Origin of the sequence: Chitinophaga varians (assembly GCF_012641275.1) — a bacterium.
Classification (GTDB): domain Bacteria; phylum Bacteroidota; class Bacteroidia; order Chitinophagales; family Chitinophagaceae; genus Chitinophaga; species Chitinophaga varians_A.
Genome location: NZ_JABAIA010000001.1, coordinates 1,802,554 through 1,814,718, shown reverse-complemented (window position 1 = coordinate 1,814,718; position 12,165 = coordinate 1,802,554). Strand labels below are relative to the sequence as shown.

Sequence of the window (12,165 nt, the reverse complement as noted above, 5' to 3'; positions counted from 1 at the left end):
CTTATGTATACAGATACTGTATTTTTGTCAGCAACGACTACTCCTTTTAGCTATTTCCCTATAGTACTGCAATTACTTGCTGCTTTAGGTTTTGTTGGGATCACTATGCTAGCCACTCACTTTCTGGGTCCCAAGCGTAAAACAAGTGATAAGCTTATTAACTTTGAGAGCGGAATTGAGCAGCGCGGCAATGCGAGGCAGCCGGTGGCCATCAAATACTTTCTGACGGCTATTCTCTTTGTCTTATTTGATGTGGAAGTGATCTTTTTCTACCCGTACGCTGTTAATTTCAAGTCGCTGGGTTGGGAAGGATTTGTTGCCGTGTTGATGTTTGTGGGTTTCTTCCTGTGTGGGTTTATCTACATTGTGAAGAAAGGGGCCCTGAAGTGGGAAGACTAATCTTAAACCTTTAAATCTTAATCCAATGGCTCGTCCGGTTCAATATAATACCAATGTGAAGATGGTGGAAATCCCAGAGGGATATTCCGGTGAAGGGTTCTATGCCACCTCATTTGATAAGGCCATCGGTCTGGCGCGTAAAAACTCCATCTGGCCTTTACCGTTCGCTACCTCCTGCTGCGGTATCGAATTTATGGCCACTATGGCCGCTACCTACGATCTGGCCCGTTTCGGTGCGGAACGTATGGCATTCACCCCGCGTCAGTGCGATCTGCTGATGGTGATGGGGACTATTTCCAAAAAGATGGGCCCTATCGTGCGCCAGGTATACCTGCAGATGGCTGAGCCACGCTGGGTAATGGCAGTAGGCGCCTGCGCCTGCAGCGGTGGTATTTTTGATACTTACTCTGTTTTACAAGGAATCGACCAGGTGATCCCGGTAGATGTGTATGTTCCGGGATGTCCTCCCAGACCGGAAGGCATCATCGACGGCTTCATGAAAATACAGCAGTTGGTGGGCAATGAAAGCCTGCGCCGCCGTAACTCCGACCGTTATAAAGAACTGATGGAGTCTTACGGTATCAAATAACGTGTGAATGGTAACTTGTAACTCGTAAATCACTTATTGTTAATGTCTTTAACAAACGAACGCATACAACAACGCCTGACGGAGAAGTTCGGGGATGTACTGACCGGTTTTGAAGAGCCGTTTGGAATGCTCACCTTCACCGCACAGAAAGATTATAACCTGAAAGTAATGCAATTCCTGTTTGACGATGAGGAATTGCGTTTTCGTTTTCTGACAGACATCACAGCGGTACACTATCCCGAACGTAAAGGGGAGGAGCTGTGCGTGGTATATCACCTGCACAACTTCGTGGACAATGTACGGCTGCGCCTTAAAGTTTATACACCGGTGGCAGCACCGAAAGTATTTACCGCTACCAGCCTGTATGAATCTGCCAACTGGATGGAGCGCGAAACCTATGACTTCTTCGGGGTGGATTTTGTAGGGCATCCTAACCTGATCCGTGTCCTCAACGTGGATGAAATGACCTATTTCCCCATGCGCAAGGAGTTCCCGCTGGAAGATCCCATGCGTACCGATAAAGACGACGAAATGTTTGGCAGGGGCGGTCACTTTTAATCAATTAGGCTATGTTAGACCAGAAACAACATATAAAACTGCCGGAAGGCTCCATAGAAAAAAATACGACCACACTGAACCTGGGTCCTACCCACCCGGCCACACACGGCGTATTCCAGAATATCCTGGAAATAGATGGCGAAAGAGTTGTGAGCGCGGTATCCACTGTAGGATACATCCACCGCGCATTTGAGAAGATCGCAGAACGCCGTCCCTATTACCAGATCACCCCGCTTACCGACAGGCTCAACTACTGTTCCGCCCCTATCAACAACATGGGCTGGATCATGACCGTGGAGAAGCTGCTGGGACTGGAAATTCCCAAGCGTGTTGACTACCTGCGGGTGATCATCATGGAGCTGGCCCGTATAGCAGACCACCTGATCTGTAGCGCGGTAATGGGTGTGGACACCGGTGCCCTGACCGGCTTCGTGTACCTCATGACCTACCGTGAACTGATATACGAAATTTACGAAGAGATATGCGGTTCCCGCCTGACGACCAACATCGGTCGTATTGGTGGTTTTGAAAGAAACTTCACCCCGGCTGCTTTCGAGAAAATAGAACGTTTCCTGAAAGAATATCCGGCGGCGCTGACAGAATTTGAAACCCTGCTGACCCGTAACCGTATCTTCATGGAACGTACGCAGGGCGTAGGTGCCATCAGTGCCGAGAGAGCCATGAGCTACGGCTTCACCGGCCCTAACCTGAGAGCTGCCGGCGTGGATTACGATGTGCGCATCGCCAGCCCGTACTCCTCTTACCAGGATTTCGATTTCTCCATACCAGTGGGCACTACCGGCGACTGCTACGACCGTTACCAGGTACGTAACGCGGAAATGTGGGAGAGCATCAGCATCATCCGTCAGGCGATGGACAAGCTGAAAGGTTTACCGGACGACGTATACCATGCAGACGTTCCGGCTTACTACCTGCCTGACAAAAAAGACGTTTATACAAAAATGGAGGCGCTCATCTATCACTTTAAAATCGTGATGGGTGAAACAGAGATACTGCCTGGCGAAGTGTACCACTCTGTAGAAGGAGCTAACGGTGAACTGGGCTTTTACCTGATCAGCGATGGTGGCCGCAGCCCTTACCGGTTGCACTTCCGCCGTCCCTGCTTCATCTACTATCAGGCTTATCCTGAACTGATCAAGGGCTCCATGCTGAGCGATGCGATCGTGTGTATGAGTAGCCTTAACCTGATTGCCGGTGAATTGGATGCATAGTACCTGTTTTGGCGGGTACTATTTGTTTTTATGATAGCGTCTAGAGAATAAAATAAGCTTACTTAAACATAATTTTTTAATGGCTGTGGTTCAATTTTCTGAAGAGAAACTGAATAAAGTAAAAGAGATCATCGCACGCTACCCGGAAGGGAAGCAGAAGAGTGCGCTGATACCTGTGCTGCATCTGGCACAGGAGGAATTTGGCGGTTGGCTGAGTGCAGAAACGATGGACTATGTGGCGGGCATCCTGCAGATAACGCCCATTGAAGTATACGAAGTGGCCACTTTCTACAGCATGTTCAACCTGAAGCCGGTAGGCAAATACCTGTTTGAAGTATGTCAGACAGGCCCCTGCATGGTAAGTGGTTCGGATCAGATCATTGACTATATTAAGAATAAACTGGGTATCGGTGTAGGTGAAACTACGCCTGACGGCATGTTTACCCTTAAAACGGTAGAATGCCTCGGTGCCTGCGGTTATGCGCCCATGATGCAATTGGGTAAACATTTCCGTGAACACCTGACCCCTGCCAAAGTGGATGAGATCATCGCGGAATGCAGGGCAAAAGCTAATTGATGCATCAGCAAAAAAGTATCGTCATGCGTATCGGTTTGTTATTATATCAGCACCGTCAGACCATCATCGAAGCGGCTTTGCTGATGGCGGCACTGGCAGGTCTGTGGCGGGTGAACAACTGGTTCCTCTCCTTTGTCTGCGGCGTGGCCTCCGGATACCTTTTTTTTCGGATGGCGGAACGTATAGCGCAGCACCGGATACGCAAGGCATAAAAGATATATCATACAAATCTGTTGATGGTGCTGGTTTACCTATCACCATTAAACCATAAGGAAGACAATGGGACGCAAATTACTGTTAGACAAAGCACATATAGAAGGTATCCGGTATTACGACACTTACCGGGCTAACGGCGGTTATGCTGCGGCAGAAAAAGCCCTGAAATCCATGGGCCCGGAAGCTGTAGTGGAAGAGGTAAAGAAGAGTGGCCTGAGAGGCCGTGGTGGCGCTGGTTTCCCTACCGGCCTGAAATGGAGCTTCATCGCTAAACCGGAAGGTGTTCCGCGTTACCTCGTTTGCAATGCGGACGAGTCTGAGCCAGGCACTTTCAAAGACCGTTACCTGATGGAGTTCATCCCTCACCTGCTGGTGGAAGGGTTGCTGATCTCCAGCTTCGCCCTGGGCGCTAACAGAGCATACATCTACATCCGTGGCGAATACGCCTGGATCCCGGATATCCTGGAACAGGCGATCGCTGAAGCTAAAAACAAAGGCTGGCTGGGAAAAAACATCCTCGGTACCGGCTACGATCTTGAAATATTTGTACAACGCGGCGCCGGTGCCTATATCTGCGGTGAGGAAACAGCCCTGTTGGAATCCCTGGAAGGCAAACGCGGCAATCCCCGTATCAAACCTCCGTTCCCGGCCGTAAAAGGCCTGTGGGGATGCCCTACAGTGGTAAACAATGTGGAGACCATTGCGGCGGTAGTGCCCATCGTTAACATCGGTGGCGATGAATATATCAAATTCGGTATTGGTAAATCTACCGGTACCAAACTGATCTCTGCCTGTGGGAATATCAACAAGCCCGGCGTATACGAGATCGAAATGAACATCTCTGTAGAGGAATTCATCTACTCTGACGAATATTGCGGAGGCATCAAAGGTGGCAAACGCCTGAAAGCCTGTATCCCCGGCGGTTCTTCCGTACCGGTGCTGCCGGCCAACCTGCTGCTGAAAACAGCTAAAGGCGAAACCCGTATGATGACCTACGAAAGCCTCAACGATGGCGGTTTTGCAACCGGCTCCATGTTGGGTTCCGGTGGTTTCATCGTAATGGACGAAGACCAGTGTATTGTACGCAATACCCTCACCTTCGCCCGTTTCTACCACCACGAAAGCTGCGGCCAATGCAGCCCTTGCCGCGAAGGCACCGGCTGGATGAAAAAAGTGCTGCATAATATCGAATACGGAAAAGGTAAAATGAGTGATATCGACCTGCTGTGGGACATTCAGCGGAAAATAGAAGGCAACACCATCTGCCCGCTCGGCGATGCTGCTGCATGGCCGGTAGCTGCCGCTATCCGTCACTTCCGCGACGAGTTCGAATGGCATGTGAAACACCCGGATGAAGCGCTGACGCGCAACTTCGGCCTGGCTCATTATGCCGATCCGTTGCCTGCACCGGCTCCGGCCGCTGTATAGTCAGCATGAAGATTATCTGAACAAGTCAATACACAAATAATCATTAAAATTTGCTGCCGCTGTAAAGCAGTACTGACAGCAAGAAATATATCAAGATGGCGGAGGAAAAAAAATTATTCAAGGTTAAGATCGATAACATCTCCGTGGAGGTCGAACCTGGTACTACAATACTGAATGCGGCCCGGTCGATAGGTGGAGATGTGGTACCGCCGGCTATGTGCTACTATTCCAAGCTGCAGGGCAGCGGTGGTAAATGCCGTACCTGCCTGGTGAAAGTAACCAAAGGCTCCGAGGCCGACCCGCGCCCGATGCCTAAACTGGTGGCCAGCTGCCGCACTACCGTAATGGATGGTATGGAAGTGGCTAACATCACTTCTCCGGAAGTACAGGAAGCGCGTAAAGGTGTGGTGGAATTCCTGCTGCTCAATCACCCGCTGGACTGCCCCGTATGCGACCAGGCCGGTGAATGTGACCTGCAGAACCTGAGCTATGAACACGGCGCTGAAGCTACCCGCTACGAATTCAAACGCAGAACTTTCGATAAAATCGACATCGGCGACAAGATTCAGCTGCACATGACCCGCTGCATCCTCTGCTACCGCTGCGTATTCACTGCCGACCAGCTCACTGAAAAGCGTGAACACGGCGTGCTCGGCCGTGGTGATGCATCTGAAATCAGCACTTATATCCATCAGTCACTCGACAATAACTTCATCGGCAACGTGATCGACGTTTGCCCGGTAGGCGCCCTCACCGACAAAACTTTCCGTTTCAAAAACCGTGTGTGGTTCCTGAAACCGGTAGATGCCCACCGTCAATGCGAAGACCCGAAATGCTGCGGTAAAACCGTACTGTGGATGCGTGGTGATGAAGTGTTCCGCGTAACTGCCCGTAAAGACAAATACGGCGAAGTGGAAGACTTTATCTGCGATACCTGCCGTTTCGATAAAAAAGAAAAATCAGACTGGATCATCGAAGGCCCCCGTAAAATTGACCGTCACAGCGTTATTTCCCAGGGCCATTACGTGAATACCGTTAAACCGAAAGACCCGCTGGTGGAAGTACTGGACGGAAGACAGCCTAAATTGCTGTTCGATATCCACTCCACAAGTGAGGTGAACCGGCCGGAAATAGATCTCTCTAAGATCGAAGGTCCTGCCCATTCGGACGATTTTAATAAGTAAGCATCGTATTCGTAATTCGTAATTCGTAATTGGAAAATGACGTTATTAAGCATAGACTGGTTTTTTATTCTTGAAAAAATACTGCTGATATCCGCAGTACTGGTGCTGTCACTCGTAGTGGCTATGTACTCTACCTGGGGCGAAAGAAAGGTGGCTGCCTGGATTCAGGACCGTCTCGGCCCTAACCGCGCCGGCCCGATGGGGCTGCTGCAACCGCTGGCCGATGGTGGTAAACTCTTCTTCAAGGAAGAGATCATCCCCACCAACTCCAACCGGTTCCTCTTTATCCTCGGTCCGTCTGTCGCCATGATGGTGGCCTGTATGACCAGCGCCGTTATTCCGTGGGGCGATACCCTGACTATTGCAGGCCATACCGTTTCCCTGCAGGTGGCAGACGTCAACATCGGCATCCTGTTCATCTTTGGTGTGCTGAGCGTGGGCGTATATGGTATCATGATCGGAGGCTGGGCCTCCAACAACAAATATTCGCTGCTGGCCTCTGTAAGGGCGGCTTCCCAGATCATCTCCTATGAGCTGCCGATGGGCCTGGCGCTGATCGCGCTGCTGATGCTGACCGGCACGCTGAGCCTGAAAGAGATCGTAGAACAACAACGCCACGGACTGTGGAACGTAGTATACCAGCCGCTGGGCTTCTTTATCTTCCTGGTGTGCGCCTTCGCAGAATGTAACCGTGCGCCTTTTGACCTGCCGGAAGCAGAGAACGAGCTGAATGGTGGTTACCACCTGGAATATTCTTCCATGAAACTGGGCTTTTATCTCTTTGCGGAATATATCAACATGTTCGTCAGCTCCGCGCTGATGGCCACTATGTACTTCGGTGGATACGCTTTCCCGGGTATGGACAGTCTGGGTGTTAGTCCCAATCTGCTCACCATTCTGGGCTTCCTGGCGCTGTTCGTGAAGATATTGGTGTTTATATTCTTCTTTATGTGGGTACGGTGGACGGTCCCCAGGTTCCGTTATGATCAGCTGATGCGCCTTGGCTGGAGAGTGATGATTCCGCTGGCATTGGCCAATATGCTGATTACCGGTGCAATTGTACTGGCCCGTCAACACTAATATTTATCCGTTAATTTATACACACCGCGGGTGTGGACTAAATAAAGCATTTATGCAAGCATTAACAAACAGGGCAAAACCGGTGGACCGCAGTCCATTAACCTTCCTGGAAAAAATGTATGTTCCTGCCATCGCCAAGGGCATGGGGATCACCTTTAAGCATATCTTCAAACGGAAAGCTACCGTTAGTTTTCCTGAACAGCGCCGTCAGTTCAGCCCGGTGTTCCGTGGATTACACGTATTGAACCGCGATGAAGAAGGCCGTGAAAGATGCACCGCCTGTGGCCTGTGCGCAGTAGCCTGCCCGGCAGAAGCGATCACCATGGAGGCGGCAGAGAGAAAACCGGGAGAAGAGCACCTGTACCGTGAAGAGAAATATGCGGCCCGCTATGAGATCAACATGCTGCGTTGTATTTTCTGCGGATTCTGTGAAGAAGCTTGCCCCAAAGATGCGATCTATATGTCTGAAACCTTTGCGCCGTCCAACTATCAGCGTAAAGGCTTCATTTATGGAAAGCCGGACCTGTTGATCCCTGATCCGAAACAGCAGTCCAAATAATTATTCACAATACGCATAAGCTAAAAAATACATAGTCAAACATAGCAGAGATGGGAATGAGTATACAACAAATAATTTTCATGGTGCTTTCAGTCATCGCCCTGGTTTCGGCGCTGGGCGTAGTATTGAGCAAGAATCCCGTGACGAGCGTATTGTGTCTGATCGTAACCTTCTTTACCATTGCAGGGCATTACATTATGCTGAACGCCCAGTTCCTGGCGGTTGTGCATATCATTGTGTATGCCGGCGCCATCATGGTATTGTTCCTTTATGTGATGATGCTGATGAACCTGAACGCGGAGCTGGAGCCTCAGAAGCGTAACTGGCTGAAATATGCCGGCGCTATCAGCGGCGGTGCTCTCCTGGTGGTACTGGTAGCCGCCCTGCGCGATGCCAGCATGCCGGCTATCAGCACAGAAGCAAATGAAATGGGATTGATCAAAAATCTCGGCCAGATGTTGTTCACACAATATGTGGTGCCGTTTGAGGTGAGCAGCATCCTGTTCCTCAGCGCCATGGTAGGTGCCGTTGTTATTGGTAAAAAAGACTAAGTAAGCGGATACTGAGTTTTCTTCGTAATTCGTAATTCGTAATTCGTAATTCATTTTTATGCCTGTTCAATATTACATATTCCTGAGTATCGCCCTGTTCTGCATTGGTGTGATGGGGGTGCTGATGCGCCGTAATGCCATCATCATTTTTATGTGCATAGAGCTGATGCTGAATGCAGTAAACCTGTTGCTGGTAGCATTTTCCAAAATGTGGGCAGATGCGGGAAGAGTAGATGCGGGATCAGCGCAATTGTTTGTGTTCTTTATTATGGTGGTGGCTGCTGCCGAAGTTGCAGTTGGCCTGGCTATCATTACAATGGTCTACAGAAACACGCACTCGGTAGATATAAACATTCTTAACAGGCTGAAAAATTAATAATTCATCCTCTTTAATTATTAATTGTTTCGACGTCGTAAATAGAATTGATAAATGATTAAACTAGTTTGGCTGGTACCATTTTTACCATTATTAGGTTTCCTGGTGAATGGTTTGGGGCGCAGATTTTTATCCAAGTCCCTGGTAGGGTTTATCGGAAGCGGCACTGTACTGGCTTCCTTTGTGGTGAGCTTATTGGCATTTTTTGAAGTAAAAGCCCCGGGATTTCAGGCACAGGTGGTGCACCTGTTTAATTTCATTTCCGTTGGCAGCCTGCATATTCCTTTCGCATTCCAGGTAGATCAACTGAGTGCATTGTTCCTGCTGATCATCACCGGTGTGGGTACCCTCATCCACATTTACTCCACTTCCTACATGCATGATGAAAGCGATGAGAGCTTTGCGAGATATTTCGCTTACCTCAACCTGTTCGTGTTTTCCATGCTGATACTGGTGCTCGGCGCCAACTATGTGATGATGTTCATCGGATGGGAAGGCGTTGGTCTCTGCTCTTATCTGTTAATCGGATTCTGGTTTAAAAACACCAGCTATAATAACGCTGCCAAGAAAGCATTTGTGATGAACCGTATCGGTGACCTCGGTTTCCTGCTCGGTATCTTCTTCATGATCATGCAGTTTGGCACGGTCACTTTCCCTGACGTATTTGCGAAAGCAGCGCCGCTGGGCATGAACAACCCCACGCTGGCTGCTATCGCCATGCTGCTGTTTGTAGGCGCCATGGGTAAATCCGCACAGATACCGCTGTATACCTGGCTGCCCGATGCGATGGCCGGTCCAACCCCGGTATCCGCCCTTATCCACGCCGCAACGATGGTGACTGCCGGTATCTATATGATTGCCCGCAGCAACGTGATCTATACGCTGGCGCCAGCCATCCAGACCGTGGTGGCAGTGATTGGTATCGCTACCGCGCTGTTTGCCGCTTCTATCGCACTGAAACAAAACGATATTAAGAAAGTACTGGCTTACTCCACCGTGAGCCAGCTGGGATATATGTTCCTCGCACTGGGCGTAGGCGCTTACTCTGCTGCCGTATTCCACGTGATGACGCACGCTTTCTTCAAAGCGCTGTTGTTCCTGGGTTCGGGCTCTGTTATCCACGCTATGGGCGGTGAACAGGATATCCGTAAAATGGGCGGGCTGAAAAAATACATGCCTACCACCAACTGGACATTCCTTGTAGGATGCCTGGCCATCGCCGGTATCCCTGGTTTATCCGGCTTCTTCTCCAAAGATGAAATCCTGGCCAGCGCTTATGCTCACAACCCTGTGTTGTATGCATTGGGACTGATTGGCGCGCTGATGACCGCTTTCTATATGTTCCGCCTGTACTATATCACTTTCTCCGGAAAGTTCCGTGGTACGCACGAACAGGAACATCACCTGCACGAAAGCCCTTCCCCGATCACTATTCCGCTGATCATCCTGGCGATACTGTCTGTGTTCGGCGGTTATGTGGGCCTGCCGGAAGTATTTGGCAAAAACCTGCTGGCAGAATACCTGTCACCGGTGTTTGCCCCTTCTGCTCCTTTTGTGACAGAACATCATCTGTCTCACGGCACCGAATGGATGCTGATGGGCCTGAGCAGTGTACTGGTTATTGTCTTTATCCTGATAGCCCGTCAGAAATTCGCGGCCTACGAAGATACCGGCAAAGAAAATACAGGTGTGGCGAAAGTGCTGGAGAACAAATGGTATATCGATGAGCTGTATGATGCTATCATTGTAAAACCATTACAGGAGCTTTCCCGTTTCTTCCGTGACACTGTTGAAAAAGCAGGTATCGATAAACTGGTAAATGGTGTTGGCCGCAGCGTTCAGTGGGGCAGCCAGCAAATCCGCCGTGTTCAGAGCGGACAGGTAGGTTTCTACATCTTTGCCATGGTAATCGGTATGATCGTATTATTTGTGATCGGATTCTTATTATAAACCAATAGCGGAAGTTACAAGCGCAGATAAATTATGTTGACAGTTTTATTAATACTGATTCCTTTCATAGCGGGCCTGATCGCATTCGGCCTGAAGGGGTCCGGGCCAAAGGTGCTGGGCATGATTGCGTCCCTGGCGTCGGTAGCCACAGCCATCGGAACCGTATGCACGCTGCATGCCGATCCGAAAAAACTTTCTTTTGTTACCGATTGGATACCTCAGCTGGGAAGCCAGTTCAGGGTAGGCCTGGACGGTATGGGCACTATGCTGTGTTTATTGACAGCGATCGCCTTCCTCCTGGTTTTCATCACCATTTATAACCGCGACATCGAAAGGCCCAACAGCTTTTATGGACTGATGTTGCTTTCTCAGGCCGGTCTGGTAGGTGTTTTCACCGCTTTCGACGCTCTGCAGTTTTATGTATTCTGGGAACTGGCATTGATACCGGTATATTTTCTCTGCTCTATGTGGGGCGGCGAAAAACGTATACCCGTTACGTTTAAGTTCTTCGTTTATACCTTCCTTGGTTCCCTGTTAATGCTGGTAGGTATCATCTACCTGTATTTCCAGACACCGGACCATTCCTTTAGCTGGACATCCTTCACCAGCCTGCAGCTGGGCACAGGTGACCAGAAATGGCTGTTCTGGCTGTTCTTTGTGGCATTCGCCATCAAGATGCCGGTGTTCCCGTTCCATACCTGGCAGCCGGACACTTACGAGCAATCACCTACACCGGTGACCATGATCCTCTCCGGGGTGATGGTGAAAATGGGCCTGTTCGGCGTACTGCGCTGGCTGGTGCCGGTATTGCCGGAAGGCGCCGCCATGTGGACAGACGTAGCTATTGTACTGTCTATCATCGGTATTATCTATGCTTCCTGCATCGCCATGGTGCAGAGCGACCTGAAACGACTGATCGCTTACTCTTCCATAGCGCACATTGGTTTGATGAGCGCCGCTATTTTTGCGCATAACGAACAAGGCACCCAGGGCGTGTTGCTCCAGATGTTCAACCACGGTATCAACATTATCGGGTTGTGGATCATCGTGGAAGTGATACAGAACCGTCTTGGTGTAAAGAACATGGACCAGATGGGCGGCATGGCCCGCAAGGCGCCCCGGATGGCTATCTTCCTCGTTATCATCAGCCTGGCGAACATTGGTTTACCGCTTACCAACGGATTTATCGGTGAGTTCCTGATGTTCAGCGGCCTGTTCCAGTACAATCACTGGTTTATGGCATTTGCCGGATTAGGTATCATCCTCGCTGCAGTATATACGTTGAATATGATCCAGAAAGTGATATTCGGTGAAGGCAATACCCTGACAGACACCACTACCGACCTGCAACCCGGCGAAACGGTGGCATTAAGCCTGGTAGTGATCATGATCTTCGTATTGGGTGTATATCCGCAACCGATGCTGGATCTGGTTAGCAAGGTATTTTGAGAAATTTTAAACGGGTT

14 protein-coding genes are annotated in these 12,165 nt (G+C 49.8%); all 14 read left to right on the top strand.

Annotation, left to right across the window (positions count from 1 at the left end):
• Window positions 1–3 precede the first annotated feature (3 nt).
• The 14 genes from HGH92_RS07315 (at window position 4) to HGH92_RS07250 (ending at window position 12,148) form a co-directional block, all read left to right on the top strand.
• Window positions 4–399: an NADH-quinone oxidoreductase subunit A gene (locus tag HGH92_RS07315; protein ID WP_168870067.1), complete on the top strand. Its 396-nt coding sequence runs from the start codon at window positions 4–6 to the stop codon at window positions 397–399.
• 25 nt (window positions 400–424) lie between these two features.
• Window positions 425–988: an NADH-quinone oxidoreductase subunit B gene (locus tag HGH92_RS07310; protein WP_078668889.1), complete on the top strand. Its 564-nt coding sequence runs from the start codon at window positions 425–427 to the stop codon at window positions 986–988.
• Between the two features lie 42 nt (window positions 989–1,030).
• The gene (locus tag HGH92_RS07305) at window positions 1,031–1,546 is read left to right on the top strand and encodes an NADH-quinone oxidoreductase subunit C (protein ID WP_168870066.1); all 516 of its coding nucleotides are present in this window, start codon (window positions 1,031–1,033) and stop codon (window positions 1,544–1,546) included.
• An 11-nt stretch (window positions 1,547–1,557) separates the two neighbouring features.
• Window positions 1,558–2,778 carry an NADH-quinone oxidoreductase subunit D gene (locus tag HGH92_RS07300; protein ID WP_168870065.1) on the top strand — a complete coding sequence of 407 codons (1,221 nt, stop codon included), beginning with the start codon at window positions 1,558–1,560 and terminating at the stop codon, window positions 2,776–2,778.
• Between the two features lie 79 nt (window positions 2,779–2,857).
• Entirely contained in the window at window positions 2,858–3,355 is a 498-nt protein-coding gene (gene nuoE, locus HGH92_RS07295; protein ID WP_168870064.1) for an NADH-quinone oxidoreductase subunit NuoE, read from the top strand.
• Window positions 3,355–3,567 carry a hypothetical protein gene (locus HGH92_RS07290; protein WP_168870063.1) on the top strand — a complete coding sequence of 71 codons (213 nt, stop codon included), beginning with the start codon at window positions 3,355–3,357 and terminating at the stop codon, window positions 3,565–3,567. Before nuoE ends, HGH92_RS07290 begins: the two co-directional genes overlap by 1 nt.
• A gap of 67 nt (window positions 3,568–3,634) precedes the next feature.
• Window positions 3,635–4,999: an NADH-quinone oxidoreductase subunit NuoF gene (gene nuoF, locus HGH92_RS07285; protein WP_168870062.1), complete on the top strand. Its 1,365-nt coding sequence runs from the start codon at window positions 3,635–3,637 to the stop codon at window positions 4,997–4,999.
• A gap of 95 nt (window positions 5,000–5,094) precedes the next feature.
• Window positions 5,095–6,183 carry a 2Fe-2S iron-sulfur cluster-binding protein gene (locus HGH92_RS07280; protein WP_168870061.1) on the top strand — a complete coding sequence of 363 codons (1,089 nt, stop codon included), beginning with the start codon at window positions 5,095–5,097 and terminating at the stop codon, window positions 6,181–6,183.
• Window positions 6,184–6,219: 36 nt separating this feature from the next.
• A complete protein-coding gene (gene nuoH / locus HGH92_RS07275) occupies window positions 6,220–7,263 on the top strand; it encodes an NADH-quinone oxidoreductase subunit NuoH (RefSeq protein WP_211092554.1) in 1,044 nt (347 codons plus the stop codon).
• A gap of 52 nt (window positions 7,264–7,315) precedes the next feature.
• On the top strand, window positions 7,316–7,822 hold the full coding sequence (gene nuoI, locus HGH92_RS07270) for an NADH-quinone oxidoreductase subunit NuoI (RefSeq protein ID WP_168870060.1): 507 nt from the start codon (window positions 7,316–7,318) through the stop codon (window positions 7,820–7,822).
• 56 nt (window positions 7,823–7,878) lie between these two features.
• Window positions 7,879–8,373: an NADH-quinone oxidoreductase subunit J gene (locus tag HGH92_RS07265; RefSeq protein ID WP_168870059.1), complete on the top strand. Its 495-nt coding sequence runs from the start codon at window positions 7,879–7,881 to the stop codon at window positions 8,371–8,373.
• Between the two features lie 58 nt (window positions 8,374–8,431).
• Entirely contained in the window at window positions 8,432–8,749 is a 318-nt protein-coding gene (gene nuoK, locus HGH92_RS07260; protein ID WP_168870058.1) for an NADH-quinone oxidoreductase subunit NuoK, read from the top strand.
• Window positions 8,750–8,803: 54 nt separating this feature from the next.
• Window positions 8,804–10,699 (top strand): NADH-quinone oxidoreductase subunit L, encoded by a 1,896-nt coding sequence (gene nuoL, locus HGH92_RS07255; RefSeq protein WP_168870057.1) that lies wholly within the window; start codon window positions 8,804–8,806, stop codon window positions 10,697–10,699.
• 33 nt (window positions 10,700–10,732) lie between these two features.
• Window positions 10,733–12,148 (top strand): NuoM family protein, encoded by a 1,416-nt coding sequence (locus HGH92_RS07250; RefSeq protein ID WP_168870056.1) that lies wholly within the window; start codon window positions 10,733–10,735, stop codon window positions 12,146–12,148.
• Window positions 12,149–12,165: the final 17 nt, after the last annotated feature.

Excerpts from the sequence above, each read along its gene's own strand:
- HGH92_RS07315 (WP_168870067.1), top strand. The coding sequence starts at position 4 with ATGTATACAGATACTGTATTTTTGTCAGCAACGACTACTCCTTTTAGC.
- HGH92_RS07310 (WP_078668889.1), top strand. The coding sequence starts at position 425 with ATGGCTCGTCCGGTTCAATATAATACCAATGTGAAGATGGTGGAAATC.
- HGH92_RS07305 (WP_168870066.1), top strand. The coding sequence starts at position 1,031 with ATGTCTTTAACAAACGAACGCATACAACAACGCCTGACGGAGAAGTTC.
- HGH92_RS07300 (WP_168870065.1), top strand. The coding sequence starts at position 1,558 with ATGTTAGACCAGAAACAACATATAAAACTGCCGGAAGGCTCCATAGAA.
- nuoE (WP_168870064.1), top strand. The coding sequence starts at position 2,858 with ATGGCTGTGGTTCAATTTTCTGAAGAGAAACTGAATAAAGTAAAAGAG.
- HGH92_RS07290 (WP_168870063.1), top strand. The coding sequence starts at position 3,355 with ATGCATCAGCAAAAAAGTATCGTCATGCGTATCGGTTTGTTATTATAT.
- nuoF (WP_168870062.1), top strand. The coding sequence starts at position 3,635 with ATGGGACGCAAATTACTGTTAGACAAAGCACATATAGAAGGTATCCGG.
- HGH92_RS07280 (WP_168870061.1), top strand. The coding sequence starts at position 5,095 with ATGGCGGAGGAAAAAAAATTATTCAAGGTTAAGATCGATAACATCTCC.
- nuoH (WP_211092554.1), top strand. The coding sequence starts at position 6,220 with ATGACGTTATTAAGCATAGACTGGTTTTTTATTCTTGAAAAAATACTG.
- nuoI (WP_168870060.1), top strand. The coding sequence starts at position 7,316 with ATGCAAGCATTAACAAACAGGGCAAAACCGGTGGACCGCAGTCCATTA.
- HGH92_RS07265 (WP_168870059.1), top strand. The coding sequence starts at position 7,879 with ATGAGTATACAACAAATAATTTTCATGGTGCTTTCAGTCATCGCCCTG.
- nuoK (WP_168870058.1), top strand. The coding sequence starts at position 8,432 with ATGCCTGTTCAATATTACATATTCCTGAGTATCGCCCTGTTCTGCATT.
- nuoL (WP_168870057.1), top strand. The coding sequence starts at position 8,804 with ATGATTAAACTAGTTTGGCTGGTACCATTTTTACCATTATTAGGTTTC.
- HGH92_RS07250 (WP_168870056.1), top strand. The coding sequence starts at position 10,733 with ATGTTGACAGTTTTATTAATACTGATTCCTTTCATAGCGGGCCTGATC.